Genomic DNA, 25398 nt, shown 5'->3' with positions numbered 1-25398 from the left:
CGAAGGGGCCGGAACAGGTGACATCAGTTACCGGGCAGATACGGCCAGTCATCAGCCACAAGAAACACCCGCTCCACCTCCTGCCAGGCGCCATCGGACTCCTGCTCCAGTCGCACCAGCAACTGCGCCGGTGCCTGCTGCTCCAGCATATGCAACCAGGCTGCAAACTGCTCCGCCAGCCAGCATTCGCCTGCCTCGAACCGCGCAGGTGCCAGCCAGGCATGCCGTTGCAGCGGCTGCCACCGTTCACTTTCAGCCAGCACCCAGTCCTGCCGTCGCACCCAGCGCCCGTGCAAATGCTGCGGGTTGGCGCCGGTGGGTGGCTTGGCATGGCCCGGCCACGGGTAGAAAAGATAGCCGCCCAGCCACACATGTGCCTGTACCTGCTCAATCCCCAGCTTGGCCAGCATCTCGCGGCTGTGCGCGCCCTTGGACATGGGCAACTGGTGCCCTGCCAGGTGCGCAAGCTTGGTCCCCAGCCGATCATGGCAACCAGGCCCCAGCCAGGCATGCGGGTCGTGCCCGGCGTCTTCCGGGCCCAGGTACAGCTTGATCGCCAGTTCCAGGTGGTGCACGCCGTCGTGGTCGCGCAGCACCACGTCGAGCTCGCCCAGGGTGCGCCCGCCGTCGCGAATCGCCAGGTTGGCGGCCAGCAGCTCGATGCCTGGCGCCTGGCCCAAGGCAAACTGCCACAGGCGTTCGTAGTAATGCCCCAGGCGCCGGCTGCCCAATTGCGCCAGCCACGCGCGCAACGGTCGGTCATCGGCATCCAGGGCCCGCAACCATTGTTCAAGGCGTTGCGGCTGCTGCGCCCACAGGCTGCCCGCCAGCGGGTGTCGCTGGGGGCAGGGCGGGTCGCTGAGCAGGGGCGGTGACAACAGGGTCCATGCCAGGTCACGCACGGTGGCGCGCTGCAATTGTCGGGGCAGGTCGTGGAGCTGGGCGAATGGCGTCATCCTGCGAGCATAGCCGGTTTGCCGCTGCCCGGTGGTTTCGCCCATAATCGGCGCATCGTCACCCGCCGCAAAGCCTTGCAGGAGCCCCATGGAGCAATTTCGCAATATCGGTATCATCGGTCGCCTTGGCAGCTCGCAGGTGCTCGACACCATTCGCCGACTTAAAAAATTCCTCCTCGATCGCCACCTGCACGTGATCCTCGAGGACACCATTGCCGAAGTGCTGCCCGGCCATGGCTTGCAAACGTCCACCCGCAAGCTGCTGGGCGAGGTCTGCGACCTGGTCATCGTGGTCGGCGGCGACGGCAGCCTGCTGGGCGCAGCCCGCGCGCTGGCCCGGCACAACATTCCGGTGCTGGGTATCAACCGTGGCAACCTGGGTTTTCTCACCGACATCCGCCCCGACGAGCTGGAGCAGAAGGTCGCCGAAGTGCTCGACGGCCACTACCTGGTGGAAAACCGTTTCCTGCTGCAGGCCGAGGTGCGCCGCCACCACGAGGCCATCGGCCAGGGCGATGCGCTGAACGACGTGGTGCTGCACCCGGGCAAGTCCACGCGCATGATCGAGTTCGAGATCTACATCGACGGCCAGTTCGTCTGCAGCCAGAAAGCCGACGGCCTGATCGTCGCCACCCCCACCGGCTCCACCGCCTATGCGCTGTCGGCCGGTGGCCCGATCATGCACCCCAAGCTCGATGCCATCGTCATCGTGCCGATGTACCCGCACACCTTGTCGGGCCGGCCGATCGTGGTCGACGGCAACAGCGAGCTGAAGATCGTGGTGTCCAAGGACCTGCAGATCTACCCGCAGGTGTCCTGTGACGGCCAGAACCATTTTACCTGTGCCCCCGGCGACACCATCACGGTCAGCAAGAAGCCGCAGAAACTGCGTCTGATCCACCCGCTGGACCACAATTACTACGAGGTCTGCCGCACCAAGCTGGGTTGGGGCAGCCGCCTGGGGAGCAGTGACGACTGATGCTCGATCCGGCGCGAAGTTTTGACATCATCGGCGACGTGCACGGCTGTGCGCTGACCCTTGAACGCCTGCTCGACGCCCTCGGATACAAGCGCGTGGCCGGCGTGTGGCGCCACCCGCGACGTCAGGTGCTGTTCCTTGGCGATATCGTCGACCGCGGGCCACGCATTCGTGAGGCGCTGCACATCGTTCACGACATGGTCGAAGCCGGCCAGGCGTTCTGCATCATGGGCAACCACGAATACAACGCCCTGGGTTGGGTCACCCCGGCGCTGCCTGGCAGCGGCAAGGCCTATGTACGCGAACACACGCCGCGGCATGCCCGTCTGATCGACGAAACCCTGACCCAGTTTGCCCAGCACCCTGGCGACTGGCACGATTTCGTCAACTGGTTCTACCAGCTGCCGCTGTTCGTCGACGCCGGCCGTTTCCGTCTGGTGCACGCCTGCTGGGACCCGCGGCTGATCGAGCCGCTGCGCCAGCAATACCCCGACGGACGCATCGATGAACACTTCATCCAGGCCTCGGCCGTGAGTGGCAGTTTTGCCGACACGGTGTGCAACCGCCTGTTGCGCGGAACCGACATGCGCCTGCCGGACGGGCTGACGCTGACCGGCGGCGACGGCCTGACCCGCGCGTTCTTCCGCACCAAGTTCTGGGAAGAAGACCCGAAGACCTACGGTGACATCGTCTTCCAGCCCGATGCCTTGCCCGAAGAAGTGGCCAGTACCCCGCTCAGCCACAGCCAGAAGAACGCCTTGCTGCGATATGACGAAGACCAGCCTCTGCTGTTCGTCGGTCATTACTGGCGCAGCGGCCGCCCGGCGCCAATCCGCGCCAACCTGGCCTGCCTGGACTACAGCGCCGTGCTCTACGGCAAGCTGGTCGCCTACCGGCTGGATGATGAAACCCGCATCGACCCACACAAGTTCGTTTGGGTCGACGTTGACCGCCCACAGGCCAACCAATGAACATAATCGAAGTGATGCGCCTGCCGCTGTCGGTCGACCTCAGCGGCTTCGTCCAGCTGTTGCAGCGCCTGCAGGTGCCGCACCGGGTCAGCGAGGAGGGTGATGCCCAGGTCCTCTGGGCCCCCGACACCTTGGCCGAAGATGTGCTGCAGCTCTACCAGCGCTACCCCGACGGCAACGCCGACCTGCCGGCGAGCGCCGACCCTGTAGGGGCGGTTTCACCCGCGAATGCCCCCACACAGCCTTCTCTGGCAGCCCAGGCCAAGGCCTGCAAAATCACCACCCTCACCCTGCTGCTGTGCTTCATCGTCGCCGGCCTGACGGGGCTTGGTGACAACTTCACCACCATCAGCTGGTTCACCTTCCTCGACTTCCGTGTCCAGGGCGACTACCTGTACTTCACCTCGCTGGCGCAAACCCTCGACCAAGGTCAGTGGTGGCGACTGGTGTCGCCCATGCTGCTGCATTTCGGTGTGCTGCACCTGGCCATGAACAGCCTGTGGTACTGGGAGCTGGGCAAACGCATCGAACTGCGCCAGGGCCCGTGGGCGTTGCTGTGCCTGACCCTGCTGTTCAGCCTGGTGTCCAACCTGGCCCAGCACTACACCAGCGGGCCGAGCCTGTTTGGCGGCCTGTCCGGCGTGCTGTACGGCCTGCTCGGGCACATCTGGCTGTACCAGTGGCTGGCGCCCGACCGTTACTTCACCCTGCCCAAGGGCGTGCTGGTGATGATGCTGATCTGGCTGGTGGTGTGCCTGACCGGCGTGGTCGGCACCCTCGGCCTTGGCCAGATCGCCAATGCCGCCCACGTCGGCGGGCTGCTCATCGGATGCCTGACCGGGCTCTTGGGTGGGGCGCTGGCCCGGCGTAAACTGTCGGCTTGAATCAGGAGACACTATGTCCACTTTCGCGCAAATGATTGAAAACATCACCCCGGAAATCTACCAGAGCCTGAAACTGGCGGTGGAAATCGGCAAATGGTCCGACGGCCGCAAGCTCACGGCCGAGCAGAAAGAACTGTCGCTGCAGGCGGTCATCGCCTGGGAGATGAAGAACCTGCCCGAAGACCAGCGCACCGGCTACATGGGCCCACAGGAATGCGCGTCGAAGTCCGCGCCCATCGCCAACATTCTGTTCAAGTCGGACTCGGTACATTGATCGAACTCGCTCGTGGCTCGTTGAGCAAAATGGCCGTCAGCCTGCAGGCACCGGTGGTGCAGTACAGCTTCCGCCTGGATGACACGCAGGTGCCGGTCAACCCCATGATCGGCCAGCGCCTGCGCCTGGAATACCTCGGCGCCATTCATTGCAGCCATTGCGGCAAGCGCACCAAGACCAGCTTCAGCCAGGGTTACTGCTACCCGTGCATGACCAAGCTGGCCCAGTGCGATGTGTGCATCATGGCCCCGGAAAAATGCCACTACGACGCCGGCACCTGCCGGGAGCCGTCGTGGGGGGAACAGTTCTGCATGACCGACCACATCGTGTACCTGGCCAATTCGTCGGGGATCAAGGTCGGCATTACCCGTGCCACCCAGCTGCCCACCCGCTGGCTCGACCAGGGTGCCAGTCAGGCGTTGCCGATCATGCGCGTGGCCACCCGGCAGCAATCGGGCCTGGTCGAAGACGTGCTGCGCAGCCAGGTGCCGGACCGTACCAACTGGCGCGCGCTGCTCAAGAGCGATGCCGAGGTGCTCGACCTGCCGGCCATCCGGGAGCAGGTCTTCGAAGCCTGCGCCGACGGCCTGCGCGAGATGCAGGGGCGCTTCGGCCTGCAGGCGATCCAGCCGCTGCCGGACGCCGAAGTGGTGCAGATGAACTACCCGGTCGAGGCGTACCCCAAGAAGATTGTCAGCTTCAACCTCGACAAGGACCCGGTGGCCGAGGGCACGCTGCTGGGCATCAAGGGCCAGTACCTGATCTTCGACACCGGTGTGATCAATATTCGCAAGTACACGGCCTACCAGTTGGCCGTGCTCCAGTAAAAAGGACCTGCACATGCGTACCGAACAACCGCAAGTGATCTACCTCAAGGACTACCAGGCGCCGGAGTACCTGATCGACGAGACGCACCTGACCTTCGAGCTGTTCGAGGACCACACGCTGGTTCACGCGCAACTGGTCATGCGCCGCAACCCGGCACGCGGTGCCGGCCTGCCGCCACTGGAACTCGATGGCCAGCAGCTGGAACTGCTGCGCGCCTCGCTGGATGACCAGGAACTGCAGCCAGGCGACTACCAGCTCGACGCCGACAGCCTGACCGTACAGCCCAAGGCCGAGCGCTTCACCCTCGACACCAGCGTGAAGATCCACCCGGAAAGCAACACCGCCCTGGAAGGCCTGTACAAGTCGGGCAAGATGTTCTGCACCCAGTGCGAGGCCGAGGGCTTCCGCAAGATCACCTACTACCTCGACCGCCCGGACGTGATGAGCACCTTCACCACCACGGTCATCGCCGAGCAGCATCGCTACCCGGTATTGTTGTCGAACGGCAACCCGATCGGCAGCGGGCCGACCGAAGATGGCCGCCACTGGGCGACCTGGGAAGACCCGTTCATGAAGCCGGCCTACTTGTTCGCTCTGGTGGCCGGTGACCTGTGGTGCGTTGAAGACAGCTTCACCCGTCAGTCCGGCCGTGATGTGACCCTGCGCATCTACGTCGAGCCCGAGAACATCGACAAGTGCGACCACGCCATGGTCAGCCTGAAAAAGTCCATGCGCTGGGACGAAGAAGTCTATGGCCGCGAGTACGACCTGGACATCTTCATGATTGTTGCGGTCAATGACTTCAACATGGGCGCCATGGAAAACAAGGGCCTGAACATCTTCAACTCCAGCTGTGTGCTGGCCCGTGCCGAAACCGCCACCGATGCTGCGCACCAGCGCGTCGAAGGCGTGGTCGCCCACGAGTACTTCCACAACTGGTCGGGCAACCGCGTTACCTGCCGTGACTGGTTCCAGTTGTCGCTGAAGGAAGGCCTCACAGTATTCCGCGATGCCGAGTTCAGTGCCGACATGAACTCGCGCACGGTCAAGCGCATCGAAGACGTCGCCTACCTGCGCACCCACCAGTTCGCCGAAGACGCCGGCCCCATGGCCCACCCGGTGCGCCCGGACAGCTTCATCGAAATATCCAACTTCTACACCCTGACCGTCTACGAGAAGGGCGCCGAAGTGGTGCGCATGGTCCGTACCCTGCTGGGTAGCGAAGGCTTCCGTAAAGGCAGCGACCTGTATTTTGAGCGTCATGATGGCCAGGCGGTAACCACCGACGACTTCATCAAGGCCATGGAAGACGCCAACGGCGTCGACTTCACCCAGTTCAAGCGCTGGTACAGCCAGGCGGGCACCCCACGCCTGGAGGTCAGCGAAGCGTATGACGACGCCGCGCAGACCTACAGCCTGACGTTCCGCCAGAGCTGCCCGCAGACCCCGGAAAAGGCCGAGAAACTGCCGTTCGTGATCCCGGTGGAACTGGGCCTGCTGGATGCCGCCGGCAACGACCTGCCGCTGCAACTGGCTGGTGAAGACGCCGCTCAAGGGACCAGCCGCGTGCTGTCGGTGACCGAGGCCGAGCAAACCTTCACCTTCCAGGGTATCCAGGCCAAACCGCTGCCGTCGCTGCTGCGTGGCTTCAGCGCCCCGGTGAAGCTGAGCTTCCCGTATGGCCGCGACCAGCTGATGTTCCTGATGCAGCACGACAGCGACGGCTTCAACCGCTGGGAAGCGGGCCAGCAGCTGTCGGTGCAGGTACTGCAGGAACTGATCGGCCAGCATCAACGCGGCGAAGCCCTGAAGCTCGACCAGCGCCTGATTACCGCCTTGGGCACTGTGCTGGGCAATGCATCGCTGGACCCGGCCATGGTGGCCGAAATGCTCTCGCTGCCAGGTGAGGCGTACCTTACCGAGATCAGCCAGGTGGCCGACGTCGACGCCATCCACGCCGCCCGCGAGTTCGCACGCCAGCAGATCGCCGAACACCTGTTCGACGCCCTGTGGGCGCGTTACCAGGCCAACCGTGAGGTGTCGCGCAGCACTGCCTATGCGGCCGAGGCCAAGCACTTTGCCCGCCGCAGCCTGCAGAACATCGCCCTGTCGTACCTGATGCAGAGTGGCAAGCAACAGGTGCTGGAGGCGACCCTGGAGCAGTTCGAGCACTGCGACAACATGACCGAGCGCCTTACCGCGCTGGCGGTACTGGTCAACTCGCCGTTCGAGGCCGAGCGCGCGAAAGCGCTGGAGGCGTTTGCCGAGCACTTCAAGGACAACCCGTTGGTCATGGACCAATGGTTCAGCGTGCAGGCGGCCAGCACGCTGCCGGGCGGGCTGGCGCGGGTCAAGGCATTGATGCAGCACCCGGCCTTCACCCTGAAGAACCCGAACAAGGTGCGTGCGCTGATCGGTGCCTTTGCCGGGCAGAACCTGGTCAACTTCCATGCTGCCGATGGCTCGGGGTATCGCTTCCTGGCGGACCTGGTGATCGAGCTGAATGCACTGAATCCGCAGATTGCATCGCGGCAACTGGCGCCGCTGACCCGCTGGCGCAAGTATGACGATGCGCGTCAGGCGCTGATGAAGGGTGAGCTGGAGCGCATTCTGGCTTCGGGTGAGTTGTCCAGTGATGTGTATGAGGTTGTGAGCAAGAGTCTGGCGTAATTCTTGTGAATTGGGGCTGCTTTGCAGCCCTTCGCGGGTGAACCCGCTCCTACAGGGGGATGAAACCTTTGCAGGAGCGGGTTTACCCGCGAAGGGCCGCCCAACGGCCCCGGCTTTCCCCGGCCGACAACAAAACATAACACCCCGCCCGTTGTACTCCCGCAAACATCCCCGCTACGATCCCCTCAAGCTATTGCAGGCCTCTAGATCAGGCGTTCGCAAAGCCTGCAATGCATTGACCCACCAAAAAGAACACAACAAGGGGGCAGTCATGAGGGAACAGTTACGTACGCCAGCCAGGCGTGGTGCCTGGCCATGGGCAGCCAGCGCGATGCTGGCACTGGCATTGGGGGTGTGGGCCGACAGCGCCCAGGCCGCGGCAGCCGACGAATACTCCACCGAATCGGCCAAGGCCAGTGAAAGCCTGTTGATCGACACCACCCATGCCGGCAAGCGCCTGGTGGTGGTCGGTGATCGCGGCCACATTCTGTTCTCCGACGACCAGGGCAGCACCTGGACCCAGGCCCGGGTACCCACCCGGCAATTGCTCACTGCCGTGTTTTTCCTCGACGACAAGCGTGGCTGGGCCGTCGGCCATGACGCGCAGATCCTCACCAGCAGCGACGGCGGCGCTACCTGGAGCAAGCAGTTCGAAGACCTGGCCCGTGAAGCGCCCTTGCTCGATGTGACCTTCCTCGACGCCCAGCACGGGTTTGCCGTGGGGGCCTATGGCGCCTTGCTGGAAACCACCGATGGCGGGCAGCACTGGCAGGACGTGGCCGAGCGGCTGGACAACCCGGATCAGTTGCACCTGAACGGTATCGCCCAAGTGCGCGATGCCGGCCTGTTCATCGTGGGTGAGCAGGGCGGTATGTACCGCTCCGCCGACAAGGGCCAGACCTGGGCCAAGGTCCAGGGCCCCTACGAGGGCTCGCTGTTCGGCGTGATCGGCACCGCCAGGCCGCAGACCCTGCTGGCCTACGGCCTTCGCGGCAACCTGTTCCGCTCCAGCGACTTCGGTGACAGCTGGCAGCCGATCGAACTCAAGGCCGCGCGCGGTACGCTGGAGTTCGGCCTGGCAGGCGCTACGCTTGTCGATGATGGCACTCTGGTGCTGGTCGGCAATGGTGGCAGCGTGCTGCGCAGCACGGACGACGGCCAGACTTTCAGCGTGTACAACCGTGCCGACCGCCTCGCCCTGGCCGGCGTCAGTGGCCTGGCCAACGGCGGCCTGCTGCTGGTAGGGCAGGGTGGTGTGCACCTGACCAGCGCCGAAGGGGCTGATCAGGCTGCCCGGGAGGTGCGTCCATGACCAGCAGGGAGAGCATTGCCATGCACCCGCATCATCAGGATCAAGCCACGCTGCTCGAACGCCTGATCTTCAATAACCGCCCAGTGGTCATCGCCCTGTGCGTGCTGGTCAGCATTTTCCTGTTCTGGCAGGCCACGCAGATTCGCCCGTCCACCAGCTTCGAGAAGATGATCCCGCTGCAGCACCCGTTCATCGAGCAGATGATGGAGCACCGCAACGACCTGGCCAACCTCGGCAACACCGTGCGCATCTCGGTGGAGGCGGTGAACGGTGACATCTTCGACAAGGACTACATGGAGACCTTGCGTCAGATCCATGACGAGGTGTTCTACATTCCCGGTGTCGACCGGGCCGGGTTGAAGTCACTGTGGAGCCCCAGCGTGCGCTGGAGCGAGGTCACCGAGGAGGGCTTTTCCGGTGGCGAAGTAATCCCTAACACCTACAACGGTTCGCAGGACAGCCTCGATAGCTTGCGCGACAACGTGCTCAAGTCAGGCCAGGTGGGGCGCCTGGTAGGCAACAACTTCAAGTCCAGCATCGTCGACGTACCGCTGCTGGAGAGCTACCCGGACCCGCAGGACCCTGGCAAACAGGTGAAGCTGGACTACCAGCAGTTCTCTCACCTGCTGGAAGAGAAGATCCGCGACAAGTTCCAGGCGCAGAACCCCAATGTAAAAATCCACATCGTCGGCTTTGCCAAGAAGGTCGGTGACCTGATCGATGGCCTGGTGATGGTGGCGATGTTCTTCGGCGTCGCCCTGGCGATCACCTTGGTGTTGTTGTACTGGTTTACCTGGTGCATCCGCAGCACTGTCGCCGTGCTCATTACCACGCTGGTGGCGGTGGTCTGGCAGTTGGGGCTGATGCATGCGGTGGGCTTTGGCCTGGACCCGTACTCGATGCTGGTGCCGTTCCTGATCTTCGCCATCGGCATTTCCCACGGGGTGCAGAAGATCAACGGTATCGCGCTGCAGTCGAGTGATGCCGACAATGCCCTAACCGCTGCCCGGCGCACATTCCGTCAGTTGTTCCTGCCGGGAATGATCGCCATTCTTGCCGACGCAGTGGGCTTCATCACCCTGCTCATCATCGACATCGGGGTGATTCGCGAACTGGCCATCGGCGCCTCCATCGGTGTGGCGGTGATCGTGTTCACCAACCTGATCATGTTGCCGGTGGCCATCTCCTACGTCGGCATCAGCAAGAAGGCCATCGAGCGCAGCAAGAAAGACGCGACCCGCGAGCACCCGTTCTGGCGCCTGTTGTCGAACTTCGCCAGTGCCAAGGTGGCGCCGGTGTCGGTGGTGCTGGCACTGCTCGCCTTCGCCGGCGGCCTGTGGTACAGCCAGAACCTGAAGATCGGTGACCTCGACCAGGGTGCACCGGAGCTGCGCCCCGACTCGCGCTACAACCAGGACAACAACTTCATCATCAGCAACTACTCGACCAGTTCCGATGTGCTGGTGATCATGGTCAAGACGCCGTCGGAGAAGTGCTCGGTCCACTCGACCATGGCGCCGATCGACGAGCTGATGTGGACCATGGAAAACACCCCTGGCGTGCAGTCGGCGATTTCCCTGGTCACCGTTTCCAAACAGGTGATCAAGGGCATGAACGAGGGCAGCCTGAAATGGGAAACCCTGTCGCGCAACCCGGACATCCTCAACAACTCTATCGCCCGAGCCGATGGCCTTTACAACGGCGACTGCTCATTGGCACCCGTGCTGGTGTTCCTCAATGATCACAAGGCTGAAACGCTGGAGCGCGTCACCGCCGTGGCCAAGGCGTTTGCCGACAGCCATGACAAGGAAGGCCTGCAGTTCCTGCTGGCGGCGGGCAACGCGGGCATCGAGGCCGCGACCAACGAGGTGATCAAGTCGGCCGAGCTGACCATCCTGATCCTGGTGTACATCTGCGTGGCCGTGATGTGCCTGATCACCTTCCGCTCGTTCGCCGCCACGCTGTGCATCGTGCTGCCCCTGGTGCTGACCTCGGTGCTGGGCAACGCGCTGATGGCCTACATGGGCATCGGGGTGAAAGTGGCGACCTTGCCGGTGGTGGCGCTGGGTGTGGGGATTGGTGTGGACTATGGCATCTATATCTACAGCCGCCTGGAAAGCTTCCTGCGTGCCGGTTTGCCGTTGCAGGAAGCGTATTACCAGACCCTGCGCTCGACCGGCAAAGCGGTGCTGTTCACCGGGCTGTGCCTGGCCATTGGGGTATGCACCTGGATTTTCTCGGCGATCAAGTTCCAGGCGGACATGGGTCTGATGCTGACCTTCATGCTGCTTTGGAACATGTTTGGTGCGTTGTGGCTGCTACCGGCATTGGCGCGGTTCCTGATCAAGCCTGAGAAGATGGTGGGCAAGGAGGGTGGGTCGATCTTTGCCCATTGATTGAAGGGGCCGCAATGCGGCCCCAAGGTTATACTGCCAATCCATTTCAGATTGGTACCCCTATGTCCCCCCTCGCTACCGCCCTGCAGGCCTGCGATATGCTTCTGATCGACGGCCTGCACGCCTTCGACTTCACCGCCGATGAAGCCGGCCTCACTGTCGAATGCATGGACGGCCGCCAATTGCGCCGCTGGTCGTTCACGCCTGAGCAAATCGCTGCCGCCATCGCCACCGGAGACGAGTGGCAACTCGACGATGCCAACGGCGCGCATCGACTAGTCTGTATGAGTGCCTTTCGCGCCCCGGATGATGAGCAAGATGAACCGCACCTGGACTAACCTGCTGACCGCTAGCCTGATGAGCCTGACTATCCACGCCCACGCCTCGACGTTGCTGGTGGGCAGCTACACCGATGGCGCCAGCCAGGGTATCTACCGCTACCAGTTCGACGACAAGGCCGGCCGCATCGACCCCACACCGCAACAAGTGGTCAAGAACGTCAACCCTTCCTGGCTTGTGCTGTCGGCCGACCAGCGTCAGCTGTTCGTGGTCAATGAAACCCCGGGTGGCCATGCCAGTAGTTTCAGCGTCAGCACCAAGGGCGAAATCAAGCCGCTCAACCAGATGGTCACCCAAGGTGACGAACCGACTCACGCCAGCCTCAGTCGTGACCAGCGTTATCTGTTCGTGGCCAACTACGCGGTCAAGCCTGACCCCGGCGGCAGCCTGGTGGTCATCCCGGTGGCCAGGGACGGCAAACTCGAGCCCGCGGTGCAACAGGCCCGGCACAAGGCGAGTGGCGTCAACCCCGAGCGCCAGGCCGGTGCCCATGTGCATGCACTGGTGCTGTCGCCCGATGGCCAGCATGTCTATGCCTGCGACCTGGGCGCGGACAAGGTATTCATCTACCGCTACGACGGCGCCAGTGTGGACAAGCCGTTGAGCCCGGCAATCCCGGCCTCGGTGGCCTTGCCGCCAGGCAGTGGGCCCCGTCACCTGCTGTTCGACGCCAAGGGCCAGCATGCTTACCTGACGTTGGAGATGAGTGGCGAAGTGGTGATGTTCGACGTCGAGGACGCTGCTTTGCTTGAGCGTCAACGCCTGCCGCTGACCGAGCAGCAGGATGCAGCGGCCAAGGCAGCGGGAGGCCTGCACCTGTCGGCGGACGGCCGCTTCCTGTACGTGAGCAACCGTGGCACGGCGAATGAAATCCTGGTGTTTGCGGTTGGCAAGAATGACGGCCAGTTGACGTTCGTGCAGCGCCGCTCCGTGGAAGGCGATCACCCCCGTGAATTTGCCCTGGACCCTAGCGGCAATTTCCTGCTGGTAGCCAACCAGAAGAGCAACCAGATCGTGGTCATGCGCCGTGATCTCTTGACTGGCAAGTTGGGGGAGACCGTGCAGACCATGGCGCAGGACGCGCCTTCGGACCTGAAGTTCATCGATTAAGAGGTTGGGAGGGTTCGCTCATAGGTGAACTGGCCAGACACACCGTGCAAGAAGTGGATTTACCCGCGAAAGGGCCGGCCCTGCTGGCCAATTGTCACGCGCCGTTCACCGTTGCCGCCGCCACCGTATTCGCGGGTAAACCCGCGCCTACACGCAGATCGGTGGTGGACACAGGCCGTCGTAGGAGCGGGTTCACCCGCGAAAGGGCCGGCCCTGCTGGCCAATTGTCACGCGCCGTTCACTGTTGCCGCCGCCACCGTATTCGCGGGTAAACCCGCGCCTACACGCAGATGGTGGTGGACACAGGCCGTCGTAGGAGCGGGTTCACCCGCGAAAGGGCCGGCCCTGCTGGCCAAATTTCCACCCTGTTCAGCGAACCATGATCGCTTTGAACAGCTCCGAAGCCAGCCACCCCTCCAGCCAGCTCCGCACCCGCGGATAAGCCGCCTCGGCGAACCACTGCGGTTCGACCCCGGCAAACTGGCGCATCAGGGGCAGCAACGCGGCATCGGCCATGCTCGGGTGGTCGGCCAGCAGGTAAGCCCGCCCCACCAGCAAGCCTTCGAGCTCCGCCAGCCAGGCCTCGGCCTGCTGGCGGTAATGTTCGCGGGAATGCTCCGGGTAACGTTCGGCATACTTGTACAGGTTCACGTGCGCCTTGAACGTGGTGTCATTGCGCGCAATCAGCGTTTCAGCCTGCTGTGCAGCCACAGGGTTGGCCTGTAGCCGCCAGTCCTGCGGGTCGTTTTGCGTCAGCGCCCAGCGCATGATGTCCAGGCTCTCTTCCAGTACCCCGGCACCGGTGTCCAGCACCGGTACCGTGCCCTTGGGCGACAAGGCCAGCAGCTCCGCCGGCTTGTTCTTCATCGCCACTTCGCAGATCTCCACCTCGCAGCCGGCATAGCGCAGGGCCAGGCGCGCGCGCATGGCCCACGGGCAGCGGCGGAACGAGTAGAGGATCACCCGCACACCTCCACGTCACTCAGGCCATTACCCTGGCGCCGTACCTGGATCTGTACCGGAATGCGCTCGTGCATTTCCTGTACGTGGGAAATCACCGCCACTTTGCGGCCCTGGGCTTGCAAGCCGTCGAGGGCGTCCATTGCCAACTGCAGTGACTCGGGGTCGAGGCTGCCGAAGCCTTCGTCAATGAACAACGATTCGATACGCAGGGTACTGGAAGCCATCGACGCCAGGCCCAAGGCCAGGGCCAGCGACACCAGGAAGGTTTCCCCGCCCGACAACGAGTGCACCGAACGCAGTTCGTCGCCCATCTCGGTGTCCAGCACCAGCAGGCCAAGGGCACTGCCGCCGCGCTTCAGGCGGTAGCGGCGGGCCAGCTGACGCAGTTGGGCGTTGGCGTGGTGCAGCAGCAGGTCGAGGTTGTAGCCCTGGGCGATCTTGCGGAACACATCGCCCGAGGCCGAACCGATCAGGGCATTGAGGCGGGCCCAGCGTTGCCACTGCTGGTGGGCCTGTTCGATTTCTGCCGTCAGCGCCTGGTGGGCCTGCTGCCGGCGCTGGTCGTCGGCCTGTTGCGCGCGCAGTTCGGCGCACTGCTGCTCATGGTTGGCCAGGCGCCCGCGCAGTTCGGCCAGGGCCTGCTCCAGGGCTTCGGCCGAGGTGTCCACGGTCATTTGTGCGGCGTGTTGTTGCAGGCGCTGCTCACGTTCCTGCAGCAGCACGCGGCCTTGTTCAATGGCCTTCTCGGCGCCTTGCACGCGCTGACGCAGTTCGTTCACCTGGGCGTCATCCATGGCCAGCAGGCGATCCAGCCCGGCGTCGTCCAGTTCCGGATGCTGGCTGCGCCATTGTGCGATCTGGCCTTGCAGTTGCTGACACTCGCTGTCCAGCGCTTGTTGCTGCTGAGCATTGGCCTTAAGTTCGCTGGCCAGTTGTACGCCCTGGGTGCGCAGCGCCTGCAGGCGCTGGGCGGTGTCGGCGTCAAGGGCGCGGGCGTGTTCCAGCGCGGTGTCCATGTGCTGTTGCCAGGCTTCGGCACTGGCATGTTCGCCGAGCAGTTCGCCGAGTGAGGCCAGGGCTTGCTGGCGTTGATCGTCGAGGGTGGCCAGTTTCTGCTGCAACTGCTGCAGGCCTTCCACGCGCGCCTGTTGTTGGTCACGCAGTTTGTCCAGCTGGGTTTGGCGGGCTTGCTGTTCTTCCAGTTCGTCCTTGCGCTGTTCCAGTTGCTGCAGGCGCTGGGCAATCTGCTGGTCGAGGGCGAGGAAGGCATTGGCCGGGTCTTCGTTCAGGGCCTTGAGGGCTTCCTTGGGCAAGACGCCGGCCAGGTCGTCAAGGCCTTGCTGCAACTGTTGCTCATCGTTGGCCAGGGCCTGGTGCTGTTGCTCCAGATGGCGCTGGGCCTGTTGCTGGGCGTCGTGGGCCGCCTGCAATTGCTGGTTCAGGCGGGCGGCGTCTTTTTGCAGGGCCAGCAGAGCGCTCTGGCGTTTCTCGTCCTGGCTGATTTCTTCATCCAGGCGACGCAGCTGGCTGTCGAGCCAGGCGCGACGGGCCTTGTCGTCCTGCGGGGCGAGGGCTGGCCACAGGCTGTGTGCCTGTACCTGAGCCACCAGCGGTTGCAACTGTTCGCCCAGTTGCTGCTGTTGCTGCTGGAAGTCCTTGAGCTGGGCATTGACCACACCCAGTTGGGTACGCAGTTCCACCAGCTTGCTGTTGAGCGTTTCGACCTGCTTCTGCGCGGCGTGCTCTTCGGCCTGGTCATGGCGACCCAGGCTCTGCAGCAGCGCTTCTGGCTGATGGAACGGGTGTTCGGCGCTGCCACAGACCGGGCAGGGCTCGCCGTCACGCAGTTGGCCACGCAGTTCTTCGACGCTGGTGTTGCGTGCCAGACGTTGCCGTTCCAGCAGTTGACGGGTGAGCGTCAACGCCTGTTCGGCGGCCTCCAGCTCGGCCTTGGCGGCGGTGCCTTCGGTAATCAGTTGCTGGCGTTGCAACATGGCCTGCTGCTGCCGTTCACGCAGGTCATCCAGCTGCTGGCGCAGCTCCTGTTCACGGCCGTGCAGGCGTGACATTTCCTCTACGGCGCGCTGCTGTTTGCGGTTGTCCTGCAGCATACCGCCGAGCAGGTCGATCTGCTCGGCAAGGGCCTGGGGTTCGGCCTTGGCTTCACGGAACAACAGGTCGTAGGCGTCGCGCTCGGCCTGCAGGTGCGCATTGGCCTGGCTGGCCCGGGCCTGCAGGCCGGGTAACTCTTCTCGGCCCTTGGTCAGGCGGCCACCGATCAGCATTACCTGCTTCAGTTGCGGCAGGTAGGCGTGCCAGGCATTGGCCAGGCCCGCCAGGTGCTGGCTGTCGGCAAGCGCGGTTTCGATCTGCGCCAGTTGCTGCACGCTGCGCTGCTGGTTGTCTTCCAGCTGCTGCAGTTGCTGCTGGCCGTCAGCGAGCTGCTGTTGCGCCTGCTGGCTGATGTTGCGCTCGGCGGCCAGTTCCTGGTCCAGGCGTGCCAGACTGTCCTGCGCGGCAAAAGCCTGGCGCAGGCGCGGCGCGTTCTCGACGTGCTGGGCCTGGCGCTCGGCAAGCGCTTGGCGCGCATGGTCCAGCGCCTGTTCGAGCTCGCGGGTACGCACCTGCAGTTCGGCTTGTTGCTGTTGCTGCTCGGCAATTTTTGCCGCCACTGGCGCCAGCTGTGCGCTCAGTGCCTGTCGGCGGTGGAACTGGTGACGCTGTGGGGCCAGGCGCTCCAGGCGTGCCAGGTCCAGGCGTGGTTCGGCCAGTTGTTGCCAGTCCAGTTCGGCGGCCTGCAGCGTGGTGCTGGCTTCGGTGTGTTGGGCCTGTAGCTGGCGTTGCTCATTCAGCCAACTGCGTTGCTGCTCCAGCTGACGCTCGCCGGCCTGGTCGGCCTTGAACTGCTGCTGCGCCTGCTCCAGGCGCTGGTCGAGCTCGGCACGGGCCTCGGCAGCCATCGGCAGCAGGTGGCTGGCGCGTTCTTTCAGGGCGTTGTGTGCCTCGCCGGCTTCGCGTGCCTTGCTGAAGGCACGCTGGCCCAGGCGGGTGTAGATGGCAGTGTTGGTGAGCTTTTCCAGCAGCTCGCTGCGGTCTTTGTCATCGGCCTTGAGGAACGCGCCGAACTCGCTCTGGGCCAGCATCACCGCACGGGTGAACTGTTCGAAGTTCAGGCCCAGGCGGGCTTCGACCAGTTGCTTGTATTCGTTCTTGCCACTGCCGAGCACCTGCTCGCTGTCGAGGTCGTAGAAGCTCTGGCGGCTGTGCTGCAGTTTGCCGTTGGCCTTGTCGCGGGCACGGTTGGCTTCCCAGCGGGCGCGGTAGCGGCGGCCGTCGATGCCGACGAAATCGACCTCGGCAAAACCGCTGCCGGTGCCACGGCGCAGCAGGTTGCGCGGGTCGGAAGTGGGGATTTCGCCGTCGGCGTCTGGCACCTTGGCCTCACGGCCAATGTCATTGAGGCGCGGCACGGTGCCAAACAGCGCCAGGCACAGGGCGTCGAGCAGGGTGCTCTTGCCGGCGCCGGTAGGCCCGGTGATGGCGAACAGGCCAGCGCTGGCCAACGGTTCTGCGGTGAAATCGATGTCGATCGGACCGGCCAGCGATGCCAGGTTCTTCAGGCGGATGGCGAGAATTTTCATGGCTGTTCCTCCTCCTGCAGCACGTCCTGCAACAGCAGGGCGAAGTCGGCCAGGGTCTGCTCGTCGGCGGGGTTGCCGTAGGCTTGCTCCCAGGCGCGACTGAACAGGTCTTGCGGGGTCATCTGGGCCAGCTCGACAAAGGCCAGGCCATCGTCTTCGGCGTTGTTGCGGCCAGCGTATTCGGCGCTGATGCGGATCAACCGTACCGCCTTGCCTTCAAGCGCGGTTTCGATCTGCTGGCGCAGGTCGGGTTGCGGCTCGTCGAGCATCACCCGCACCTCCAGCCAGGGCTGGCGGTTGGGGTCTTCAAGCAGGTCGATCACTGGCAGGTCGGCCAGTTGCTGCAACAGCTCGCCCAGCGGTGCCGGGCCCACCCGTTGCAGGGCCACGGCGCGTGGTACGGGGCGTGGCTCGACGCTGACCAGGCCGTTGCCGTCCAACTCCACTTCCAGGACCTGGTGCGGGTAGTTGATTTCGGCGAACGACAGCGGGATTGGCGAGCCGCTGTAGCGGATGCGTTCTTCGCGGTTGACCTTCTGCGGCTTGTGCAGATGGCCCAGGGCGACGTAGCTGATAGCCTTGTCGAACAGCTTGGCCGGCAGCGCCTCGGCGTTGCCGATGATCAGGCTGCGTTCGGAGTCTTCCGACACCGCGCCACCTGCCATGTGAGCATGGCTGATGGCAATCAGCGCCTGGTCTTTCTTGCGCTTCTTCTGCGCGGCGGCGATCAGTTGCTGGTGCACCTGGGTGATGCCTTGCAGGTAGTCGTCACCCAACTGCGGGCCGGTCACTTCGGCCGGGCGCAGGAACGGCAGGGCCAGGCACCAGGCGGCCACCTTGCCACGGCCGTTGGTCAGCGGAATCAGCAGGCGCTCGGCATCCAGCTGGCCCTCGTCCAGCCAGTGCACACGGCCCAGGGCATGGGTGCGCAGGCGGCGCATGAGCGCGGCGGGCAGCTCGATGCGCGAACCGGAGTCGTGGTTGCCGGCGATCATCACGATGTCCAGCTTGGGCTGCTGCTCGTGGGCCTGGACGATGAAGTCGTAGAGGCGTTCCTGGGCTTTGACGGGCGGGTTGACGGTGTCGAAGATGTCGCCCGCAATCAGCAGCGCATCCGGCTGGCGCAGGTGTAGCTGGCCGAGCAGCCAGTCGAGGAAGCAGGCGTGTTCGAAATCGCGTTCCTGGCCGTGCAGGCTTTGGCCCAGGTGCCAGTCGGAGGTATGAAACAGACGCATGGATGACCTGTTGGTGTCGAGTCGAGCAAGCGAGGGCTTGGCTTGGGTGATGGGTGTTGCGCAAGGGCGGTATGGTAACCCATGCACGGGGCCGCTGTGCGGCCCGAAAGTTCAGCGCTTGATCTCATGGGCGCACGGTGCTGGTTGTCCTGCAGGCAAGCCCGCGCATTGAACCCCTTGTTCATGGATGGCATTGGCTTATCGCAGTAGCGTCCTGCGACTCCAGGCGTTGACGCGGGTTGCCACGTTGGTTCCATGAAAAGCTGACATTGATAGCAGGGTGTCGCGCATCTCGGTTTGCCCCACGGACGTGTCGCGGCAAAGCATCGAGCACACGCTCGGCGACTTCCGCCTTGAACGTTCTGTGAGCTGGCTCTCGCTTTGCACCAGGGATCAAGCTTGCCCTCAAAAGTATGCTGATTTACCCTCCGAAACGGCCATGATCACGGCTATTCGAAACCCACGGACGACAATCACAGGAGTCACCAATGGAAGGCATCCCTCAGACCCAATCTTCCCCGGATAACCTCAAGCCAAAATGGCGGGAGCGTTTCGCCTTCTTCGATCAGTACGGCGCCCCCACCTCCGAGTCATACAAAGCCGCATTCCGCGCCTTGCCGTTCGGGAAGAAGTTGCTGATCAACAACAATTTCATAGCCTTTTTCTTCGGCCCGATCTATTGGTTCGTGCTGGGGCTGTGGAAGAAGAACCTGGTCATGCTGGCCATCATCATCGGCATCGGGCTGCTGCTGAGCGTCTATGAGGTCGCGACGGGCAGCGAAATCCCGCGTCCTCTGGATAACGGTATCAGCATGGGGTTTGCGTTTTTGTACAGCTTCCTGACCAACCGGGCCTATTACCTGAAGCAGGGCAAAGGGCAGCAGAGCTGGAACCCGTTCGAGGGGCAGCGGTTCATCTGACTCGGCTGGTACATTCGGCAAGTGCTGTCAGGGGCGGCCATGAGCTGAAAATTCGCAACCAGCCACTGCGCATCACTTGGGGTAGAGCGGCGGCAAACTGCCGTTCTCACCCGCCGGCAGCAATACCTGCTCCGCCGGCGGAATGGTACCAATCGCCCGCCACAAATCCTCCCCCTGCCAATACTGCCCGCTCTCGCTGTACAACGCCCCGTTCAAACCATCCAGCGCATCCGACAACGGTACGAAGCGCGCCGCCATCTCGGCCAGGGTTTCCGGTTGTTGCCGGGCCCAGGCATCTAGCGCCTGGCGCGTAGCCTGAGGGTCGTTGGCCTGGCACGCGCGCTTGAGGTCGTCCAGCAAGGTGCGTGGGCTTGGCCCGTTCTGCGCCGTGCGCAGCACCGCTGGCCGCGACCGGGCGCGCCACCACAGGGCAAAGCCCAGCACGGTGGTCAGGGCGAACACCAGTGTGGACAGCTGCCAGGGCCACAGCAGGGTGCTGGCGCTGCTGTTGTCGCCCACCGGGGTGTCGGCGCTCAGTGCCGGGTTGTCCTGCACGTTCAGCGTGCGTGCCGGCAGGCTGCTGTGTTCCAGGTGGTCTTCGCGGGTGTTCCACCAGGCCACTTCCAGCGCCGGCAAGGCCAGCGTGCCGCTGTGGGTCGGCACCAGGGCCTCGCGCTCTTCGCGGTTGGCGGTCATGCCCCGTTCGCTGATTTCGTTGCGCAGCAGTGGCTGGTCAGGGTAGCGGCGCAGGCCGATGATTTCTGTGGCCGGCAGCGGTGGCAGTTGGGTGCTGGACAAGCCTTCGGCACGCAAGGTGATGCTGCGCGTCAGCGAGTCGCCAATCTGCACCTGCTGGCTGCCGGGGTCGGGGCTCCAGTGCTCTTCCAGGGTCAGGCTGCTGGTTGGCAACCACGGCAAGCCAGCCGGCCAGGCTGCCGGAATCGGCCGTACGTTAAGGCGCAAGGGCAGCGAGCTGACCTGGACCTGATGGCCGGCGCGGGCCGCGCCATTGGCCTGCGCTGCTGCGTCGTTGCTGGCGGCTGCCGTGGCGGTGAATGTCAGTGGCGGGATGTCGAGGGTACCGCTTTGCTGGGCATACACCGCATAGCGGGTTTCGATCACGCCATGACGCACGCCGTTGATTTCCTTTTCATACGTGCGCGACTCGCCCAGCGGCTCGACCTTGGCGTTCTCCAGTTGCAGGGGGCTGAGGCTGCTGTCGTCGTACAGCGCGACCGAGTGATAGATGCGCAGGGTCAGCACGGCTTGGGCCTGGACATAGACGTCGTGGTTGTCGAGGGTCGCTTCGATGAATACCTGAGCGTTTTCCTGGCGGCTGTCATCGGCCTGCAGCACTTGCAGTTCGATGGCCTGGCTGTGCGACTGGCCCAGTTGCAGCTCGGGGATGCGCAGGCTACCGCTGCGCCGTGGCAGCAGGGTAATGATCCAGCGGGTGCTGGCGCGGGTTTCGCCGTCGAGGGTGTGCAGGCTGTTCAGCTGGCGCGTGCCCCGCACTTCGAAGTCACCTTCCAGGGCGCGCAGGTCGGGCTTGCCGAACTGGGTGACGTCCTGGCTTTCCAGGGTCAGTTCCAGGCTTTCGCCAGCTTCCAGGCGGGTGCGGTCGACACTGGCCTGCAGCAGCGGCTCGGCCTGGGCCAGCACGGCCCACAGCAGGGTGAGGAGAAAGACGCCGAAGCGACTCATCGTGATTTTTCCTGATGCAATTGCTGTTCATACCAGAATTTGCGTCGCAGCAGCTCTGCCGGGTTGTCGGGGATTTCCCGCAGCCATTGTTCCAGGGCTTGGCGCTGTTCGCCGTCGAGGCTGGTCGACACTGGGCGCTGGGGCGGCTGGATGACGCTGTCGTCGCCCCCGGCCTGGTTGCCGGGGGCGGCCTGGCTGTTGCTGCTGCTTTCGCCGGGTTGTTCGGGGCTGGCCTGTTGGTCGTTGCCGGGTGTGCCTTGGGCCGGGCTGCTGGCCGAGCTGCTGTTGCCTTCGGTTTCGCTGCCGGGCGGGTCTTGGGCATCGCTGCCGGGTGGCTGTTCCTCGGCCTTGGCTTCACGCTGCTGCAGCAGTTGCTGCACCAGCGCCTGGTTGTCCAGCGCGGCTTGCAGGTCGGGCTGGCGCTCCAGGGCTTGTTCGTACGCATCCAGGGCGGCTTCCAGCTCGCCACCATGGGCCAGGGCATTGCCCCGATTGTAGTGGGCTGCTGCTGTGTCGCCTTGGGAAAATGCCTCGGCAGCACCGGCGTAGTCGCCGGCCTGGTACAGGGCCATGCCGCGCCATTGCGGGTTCTGGAAGTGACGCGCAGCGCTGGCCGGGCGGTTTTGCTCCAGCAGCTTCTGGCCTTGCTGGTCGGGGCGCAGCCACAGGTCGTTGAACTCGAAAGCGTGGCCGGGCTGCGGCAATGCCAGCAGCAGTGGCAGGCAGAACAGCCAGCCGCGCCGGCCTGCGCAGGCGGCCAGCAGCAACAACGGAATCAGCAGCCAGTAACCTTGGTCGGCCCAGCTGTCCAGTTGCAGGGTCTGGCCGTCATTGCGCCCGCTCCGCGGGTTGTCGAACAGGCCCAGGCCACGCAGGTCGAGGTCGTCGATGCGGGCGTGCCGGTAGCGACCACCCGTGCCGCTGATAAAACCTTTCAGGCTGGCACTGTCCAGGCGAGGCAAGAGGATGCCGCCCTGGTCGTCTTTAAGGTATTCGCCATTGGCCTGGCGCACAGGGGCGCCTTCGCGGCTGCCGATGCCCAGCATCAGCAGGCTGGGGCCCTGGCGGCCGAGGGCCTGGGTGATGCCCTGGCGCTCGGCGTCGCTGAGCGCCGAGCCTACCAGCAGCAGGCGGCCTTGGCCGAGGCCGCTCTGGGCCAGCAGCGCCAGGCCTTTTTGCACAGCCAGGTCGGCACGCTGGCCGGGTTTTGGCATGATCGACGGGTCGATGGCCTCGAGCAAATTGCGGGTGGTGGCCAGGTCGTCAGACAGCGGCACCAGGGTGTGCGCGGAGCCGGCATACACCACCAGCGCCGTCTGGCTGTCGCGGCGGTGTTCAAGCAGGTCGAGGATCTTGCGCCGCGCCTGTTCCAGGCGGTTGGGCGGGCTGTCCTCGGCTAGCATTTGCGGGGTCAGTTCGAGCAGGATCACCAGGGGGTCGGCCGGGCGCTGACGGCTTTCTTCCAGGCGCTGCCAGCTGGGCCCGAGCAGCGCCAGGACCACCAGCAACCAGGCAAGGCCCAATGCCACCCACGGCAGTTTGCTGGTGCTGCCGCTGCCGCCACCCAGCAGTACGCCATGGAAGGCTGGCGGCAGAATCATCTGCCAGCGCCCGGCACGTTTGCGCCGGTGCCACAGCTTGTACAGCAGCCAGCCGAGCACGGGAACTGCCAGCAGCCAGAGTGGGCGCAGCCATTGGGGCCACAAGTCGATCATCGCCGCCTCCTTAAACGCAAACGCTTCAAGCGTTGGCGCCATTCCGGGTGCGGCTGCAGGAAGCGCGGCTTGCGCAGCACGCGTTGCAACAGGTTGTCGGGCCACTGCACGGCCACCACCAGCAGCACGCTGAGCAGCAGCGCCAGCGCCAGGGGCCAGGCGTAAAGAGCCTGGGCTGTGCGTGCCTGGGTCGGTTGCTGGGCCACGGGCTCCAGTTGGTCGAGGGTATCGCCGATAGCGTCCAGTTCGGCGCCGTCATGGGCGCGAAAGTAGGCGCCGTGGGTGATGTCGGCAATTTCCTTGAGCGCGGCTTCGTCCAGGTCCAGGCTCGGGTTGAGGCCGAGCAGGCCTGGGGTGCCACTGGCTTCGGGGTTGGCGCCGATACCGATGGTGTAGATGCGTACGCCTTCCTGGGCCGCCAGGCGGGCGGCTGTCAGCGGGTGAATCTGCCCGCCGTTGTTGGCGCCGTCGGTGATCAGCACCAGCACCCGGCTTTGTGCCGGGCGCTCGCGCAGGCGTTTGACCGCCAGGCCAATGGCGTCGCCGATGGCGGTGTTCTTGCCGGCGATGCCGATCTGCGCCTCGATGAGGAAGGTGCGCACGGTGCGCCGGTCAAAGGTGAGCGGCGCCTGCAGGTAGGCCTGGCTGCCGAACAGGATCAGGCCCACGCGGTCGCCTTCACGGTCTTGCAGGAAGTCGCCCATCAGCGCCTTGACCAGATCGAGGCGGCTGATGTCCTCGTTCTTCCACTGCATGTCGGGGAAGTCCATCGACCCGGACACGTCCACCGCCACCAGCAGGTCGCGGCCGCTGGCGGCGATCGGCACCGGTTCGCCCAGCCATTGCGGGCGAGCGGCGGCGCACAGCAGCAACAGCCAGATGACGACGAACGGTGCCTGCTGGCGCCAGGTGGGCAGATTGAGCCGCGCGCGGCGCCCGGCCAGGCCTTCCAGCTCGCTGAGGAAACCCACCCTGAGCACCGGTTCACCGCTATCGGCTGCAGGCAGCAGCAGGCGCGCCAGCCATGGCAGCGGCAACAGGGCGAAGACCCACGGCCAGGCCAGTTCAAACATGCTTGCGGATCCAGGTTTCGACGGCTTGGCTGAGCCCGGCGATGGCCTTGTCGTCGAGCTTGCACTCGGGTTTATAGGCGCCTTCGACCAGTACCATCCAGCGGGTCAGGCCGGCGGCCGGGCAGCGGTTGTCGAGAAAGGCCAGCCACTGGCGGCCGTTGAGGGTGTGGCTGTTGGCGCCTGGGTAGTGGTTGCGGCACAGGCGCTTGAGCAGGGCGTTGATCTGTTGCAGCCAGGCGCCTGCCGGGGCGCCGTCATACGGACGTGGCAGGCGTGCCAGCTCGGCCAAGGCCTCCAGGCGCACCGGGTCCAGGGGTTGTTCGGCGCGCACGATGCGGCGTTTGCCAGGGCGCCAGCGGCGCAGCCGCCACAAGCCCCAGCCCAGTAGCGGCAGGACGGCCAGCAGCAGCCACCAGCCCGGTGCGGGAGGCCACAGGCTGACCGGTGCCGGGGCGATCAGTGGGTGCAACTGGTCGAGCGGGTTCATGACGCGCTCCGTGGCCGCTGGGCGCTCAGGTACTCGCGCAATTGTTCGACCATTTCGCTTTGCGTGCTCAGTGGCATCAGTACCACCCTCAGCTTTTGCGCCATCAGCTCCCAGCGCTCGATTCGGGCTTCAGCCTGCTGTCGGTAGGCCTGGCGCAGGTTGGCGTCGAGGGTATCGAGCTCCAGCTGGGCGCTGCGCTGAGCGAAGCGCAGCAGGCCGGCGGCGGGCAATGCGTGGTCGAGCGGGTCGGATACCGGCAGTAATAGCAGGTCGCAATGCCGTGAGAGCATGGCCAGGTGCTGTTCCACCTGGGCGCTGAGCGAGCGTTCATCGCAGATCACGATCGCCAGGCTGCCGGGGCGCAGCACTTCGCGGGCGCGGCGCAGGGCCAGGCCGAGGCTATCGGCCCCCGGTACGGCTTCGGTGTGCAGTGACTGGTTGACCTTTGCCAAGCGGTTGAGCAGTTGCAGCAGGCTCTGTTTGCTGCGCCGGGGTTTGACTTCGTGGTGTTCGTTGTCGCCGAACACCAGGCCACCGATGCGGTCGTTGTGGCCCAGCGCTGCCCAGCCGAACAGCGCCGCCGCCTGGGCCGCCAAAACGGACTTGAACATCAGCCCCGAGCCGAAGAAAAGCCTTTGGCTTTGTTCGACGAGGATGAAGATCGGCCGCTCGCGTTCTTCGTGGAACAGCTTGGTGTGCGGCTCCTGGGTCCGCGCAGTGACACGCCAGTCGATGTTGCGCACATCATCGCCGGCCTGGTAAACGCGCACCTGGTCGAAGTCGACGCCGCGCCCGCGCAGCCTCGAATGGTGCAGGCCAACCAGCGGGCTGCGTTGGCCGGGCTTGGAAAACAGCTGGATTTCGCGCACGCGGTGGCGCATGTCGATCAGATCGGCAAGGTCAATGCGGATGCCATGTTCGGCCAGCTGCGCAGTGGGCAT

20 protein-coding genes are annotated in these 25398 nt (G+C 64.5%); 11 read left to right on the top strand and 9 right to left on the bottom strand.

Going from position 1 to position 25398, the window contains the following annotated elements:
• Positions 1 to 23: 23 nt before the first annotated feature.
• Entirely contained in the window at positions 24 to 1046 is a 1023-nt protein-coding gene (locus ACYCCG_RS17890; RefSeq protein ID WP_459671359.1) for a DUF1853 family protein, read from the bottom strand.
• Here ACYCCG_RS17890 and ACYCCG_RS17885 point away from each other — a divergent pair.
• The 10 genes from ACYCCG_RS17885 to ACYCCG_RS17840 all read left to right on the top strand — a co-directional run bounded on the left by ACYCCG_RS17885 (position 1045) and on the right by ACYCCG_RS17840 (position 12719).
• The gene (locus ACYCCG_RS17885; protein ID WP_003247220.1) at positions 1045 to 1935 is read left to right on the top strand and encodes an NAD(+) kinase; all 891 of its coding nucleotides are present in this window, start codon (positions 1045 to 1047) and stop codon (positions 1933 to 1935) included. The two genes, ACYCCG_RS17890 and ACYCCG_RS17885, sit on opposite strands and share 2 nt — an antisense overlap.
• Entirely contained in the window at positions 1935 to 2906 is a 972-nt protein-coding gene (locus ACYCCG_RS17880) for a metallophosphoesterase (protein ID WP_459671357.1), read from the top strand. The genes ACYCCG_RS17885 and ACYCCG_RS17880 overlap by 1 nt, the downstream gene beginning before the upstream one ends.
• Complete coding sequence (locus tag ACYCCG_RS17875) at positions 2903 to 3790, top strand: rhomboid family intramembrane serine protease (RefSeq protein ID WP_339444508.1); 888 nt, start codon at positions 2903 to 2905, stop codon at positions 3788 to 3790. The genes ACYCCG_RS17880 and ACYCCG_RS17875 overlap by 4 nt, the downstream gene beginning before the upstream one ends.
• A gap of 13 nt (positions 3791 to 3803) precedes the next feature.
• A complete protein-coding gene (locus ACYCCG_RS17870; RefSeq protein ID WP_003247224.1) occupies positions 3804 to 4064 on the top strand; it encodes a YeaC family protein in 261 nt (86 codons plus the stop codon).
• On the top strand, positions 4061 to 4891 hold the full coding sequence (locus tag ACYCCG_RS17865; protein WP_459671353.1) for a DUF2797 domain-containing protein: 831 nt from the start codon (positions 4061 to 4063) through the stop codon (positions 4889 to 4891). The genes ACYCCG_RS17870 and ACYCCG_RS17865 overlap by 4 nt, the downstream gene beginning before the upstream one ends.
• Before the next feature lie 13 nt (positions 4892 to 4904).
• The gene (gene pepN / locus ACYCCG_RS17860) at positions 4905 to 7562 is read left to right on the top strand and encodes an aminopeptidase N (RefSeq protein ID WP_459671352.1); all 2658 of its coding nucleotides are present in this window, start codon (positions 4905 to 4907) and stop codon (positions 7560 to 7562) included.
• Positions 7563 to 7833: 271 nt separating this feature from the next.
• Positions 7834 to 8874 carry a WD40/YVTN/BNR-like repeat-containing protein gene (locus ACYCCG_RS17855; RefSeq protein WP_459671351.1) on the top strand — a complete coding sequence of 347 codons (1041 nt, stop codon included), beginning with the start codon at positions 7834 to 7836 and terminating at the stop codon, positions 8872 to 8874.
• A complete protein-coding gene (locus ACYCCG_RS17850; RefSeq protein ID WP_176684485.1) occupies positions 8871 to 11270 on the top strand; it encodes an efflux RND transporter permease subunit in 2400 nt (799 codons plus the stop codon). The genes ACYCCG_RS17855 and ACYCCG_RS17850 overlap by 4 nt, the downstream gene beginning before the upstream one ends.
• A 62-nt stretch (positions 11271 to 11332) precedes the next feature.
• Positions 11333 to 11608 carry a DUF5629 family protein gene (locus tag ACYCCG_RS17845; RefSeq protein ID WP_176684484.1) on the top strand — a complete coding sequence of 92 codons (276 nt, stop codon included), beginning with the start codon at positions 11333 to 11335 and terminating at the stop codon, positions 11606 to 11608.
• The gene (locus tag ACYCCG_RS17840) at positions 11589 to 12719 is read left to right on the top strand and encodes a lactonase family protein (protein WP_245354939.1); all 1131 of its coding nucleotides are present in this window, start codon (positions 11589 to 11591) and stop codon (positions 12717 to 12719) included. Before ACYCCG_RS17845 ends, ACYCCG_RS17840 begins: the two co-directional genes overlap by 20 nt.
• A 369-nt stretch (positions 12720 to 13088) precedes the next feature.
• Here ACYCCG_RS17840 and ACYCCG_RS17835 read toward each other — a convergent pair whose 3' ends face one another.
• The 3 genes from ACYCCG_RS17835 to ACYCCG_RS17825 are packed head-to-tail and all read right to left on the bottom strand — an operon-like array spanning position 13089 to position 18558.
• Positions 13089 to 13682: a glutathione S-transferase gene (locus ACYCCG_RS17835; RefSeq protein WP_209964514.1), complete on the bottom strand. Its 594-nt coding sequence runs from the start codon at positions 13680 to 13682 to the stop codon at positions 13089 to 13091.
• Entirely contained in the window at positions 13679 to 17323 is a 3645-nt protein-coding gene (locus ACYCCG_RS17830) for an AAA family ATPase (RefSeq protein ID WP_459671347.1), read from the bottom strand. Before ACYCCG_RS17830 ends, ACYCCG_RS17835 begins: the two co-directional genes overlap by 4 nt.
• A complete protein-coding gene (locus ACYCCG_RS17825) occupies positions 17320 to 18558 on the bottom strand; it encodes an exonuclease SbcCD subunit D C-terminal domain-containing protein (protein ID WP_176684480.1) in 1239 nt (412 codons plus the stop codon). The genes ACYCCG_RS17830 and ACYCCG_RS17825 overlap by 4 nt, the downstream gene beginning before the upstream one ends.
• Positions 18559 to 19046: 488 nt before the next feature.
• Here ACYCCG_RS17825 and ACYCCG_RS17820 point away from each other — a divergent pair, with 488 nt between their 5' ends.
• Positions 19047 to 19478: a DUF2628 domain-containing protein gene (locus ACYCCG_RS17820; RefSeq protein ID WP_459671345.1), complete on the top strand. Its 432-nt coding sequence runs from the start codon at positions 19047 to 19049 to the stop codon at positions 19476 to 19478.
• A 72-nt stretch (positions 19479 to 19550) separates the two neighbouring features.
• Here ACYCCG_RS17820 and ACYCCG_RS17815 read toward each other — a convergent pair whose 3' ends face one another.
• Genes ACYCCG_RS17815 through ACYCCG_RS17795 form a run of 5 tightly spaced genes read right to left on the bottom strand, consistent with a single transcriptional unit; the run spans position 19551 to position 25398 of the window.
• The gene (locus tag ACYCCG_RS17815) at positions 19551 to 21182 is read right to left on the bottom strand and encodes a BatD family protein (protein WP_459671343.1); all 1632 of its coding nucleotides are present in this window, start codon (positions 21180 to 21182) and stop codon (positions 19551 to 19553) included.
• Entirely contained in the window at positions 21179 to 22897 is a 1719-nt protein-coding gene (locus tag ACYCCG_RS17810) for a tetratricopeptide repeat protein (protein WP_339534341.1), read from the bottom strand. Before ACYCCG_RS17810 ends, ACYCCG_RS17815 begins: the two co-directional genes overlap by 4 nt.
• On the bottom strand, positions 22894 to 23970 hold the full coding sequence (locus ACYCCG_RS17805) for a vWA domain-containing protein (protein WP_209964524.1): 1077 nt from the start codon (positions 23968 to 23970) through the stop codon (positions 22894 to 22896). Before ACYCCG_RS17805 ends, ACYCCG_RS17810 begins: the two co-directional genes overlap by 4 nt.
• Positions 23963 to 24457: a DUF4381 domain-containing protein gene (locus ACYCCG_RS17800; protein WP_003247240.1), complete on the bottom strand. Its 495-nt coding sequence runs from the start codon at positions 24455 to 24457 to the stop codon at positions 23963 to 23965. Before ACYCCG_RS17800 ends, ACYCCG_RS17805 begins: the two co-directional genes overlap by 8 nt.
• Positions 24454 to 25398, bottom strand: coding sequence for a DUF58 domain-containing protein (locus ACYCCG_RS17795; protein WP_459671341.1), 945 nt, complete (start codon positions 25396 to 25398; stop codon positions 24454 to 24456). The genes ACYCCG_RS17800 and ACYCCG_RS17795 overlap by 4 nt, the downstream gene beginning before the upstream one ends.

This window comes from Pseudomonas sp. VEM90 (genome assembly GCF_054611535.1).
This window is presented reverse-complemented; position numbering and strand designations above follow the sequence as displayed.

Coding starts and splice junctions, on each gene's coding strand:
- ACYCCG_RS17885 (WP_003247220.1), top strand. CDS start 1,045: ATGGAGCAATTTCGCAATATCGGTATCATCGGTCGCCTTGGCAGCTCG.
- ACYCCG_RS17890 (WP_459671359.1), bottom strand. CDS start 1,046: ATGGGGCTCCTGCAAGGCTTTGCGGCGGGTGACGATGCGCCGATTATG.
- ACYCCG_RS17880 (WP_459671357.1), top strand. CDS start 1,935: ATGCTCGATCCGGCGCGAAGTTTTGACATCATCGGCGACGTGCACGGC.
- ACYCCG_RS17875 (WP_339444508.1), top strand. CDS start 2,903: ATGAACATAATCGAAGTGATGCGCCTGCCGCTGTCGGTCGACCTCAGC.
- ACYCCG_RS17870 (WP_003247224.1), top strand. CDS start 3,804: ATGTCCACTTTCGCGCAAATGATTGAAAACATCACCCCGGAAATCTAC.
- pepN (WP_459671352.1), top strand. CDS start 4,905: ATGCGTACCGAACAACCGCAAGTGATCTACCTCAAGGACTACCAGGCG.
- ACYCCG_RS17855 (WP_459671351.1), top strand. CDS start 7,834: ATGAGGGAACAGTTACGTACGCCAGCCAGGCGTGGTGCCTGGCCATGG.
- ACYCCG_RS17850 (WP_176684485.1), top strand. CDS start 8,871: ATGACCAGCAGGGAGAGCATTGCCATGCACCCGCATCATCAGGATCAA.
- ACYCCG_RS17845 (WP_176684484.1), top strand. CDS start 11,333: ATGTCCCCCCTCGCTACCGCCCTGCAGGCCTGCGATATGCTTCTGATC.
- ACYCCG_RS17840 (WP_245354939.1), top strand. CDS start 11,589: ATGAACCGCACCTGGACTAACCTGCTGACCGCTAGCCTGATGAGCCTG.
- ACYCCG_RS17830 (WP_459671347.1), bottom strand. CDS start 17,323: ATGAAAATTCTCGCCATCCGCCTGAAGAACCTGGCATCGCTGGCCGGT.
- ACYCCG_RS17825 (WP_176684480.1), bottom strand. CDS start 18,558: ATGCGTCTGTTTCATACCTCCGACTGGCACCTGGGCCAAAGCCTGCAC.
- ACYCCG_RS17820 (WP_459671345.1), top strand. CDS start 19,047: ATGGAAGGCATCCCTCAGACCCAATCTTCCCCGGATAACCTCAAGCCA.
- ACYCCG_RS17815 (WP_459671343.1), bottom strand. CDS start 21,182: ATGAGTCGCTTCGGCGTCTTTCTCCTCACCCTGCTGTGGGCCGTGCTG.
- ACYCCG_RS17810 (WP_339534341.1), bottom strand. CDS start 22,897: ATGATCGACTTGTGGCCCCAATGGCTGCGCCCACTCTGGCTGCTGGCA.
- ACYCCG_RS17805 (WP_209964524.1), bottom strand. CDS start 23,970: ATGTTTGAACTGGCCTGGCCGTGGGTCTTCGCCCTGTTGCCGCTGCCA.
- ACYCCG_RS17800 (WP_003247240.1), bottom strand. CDS start 24,457: ATGAACCCGCTCGACCAGTTGCACCCACTGATCGCCCCGGCACCGGTC.
- ACYCCG_RS17795 (WP_459671341.1), bottom strand. CDS start 25,398: ATGCCCACTGCGCAGCTGGCCGAACATGGCATCCGCATTGACCTTGCC.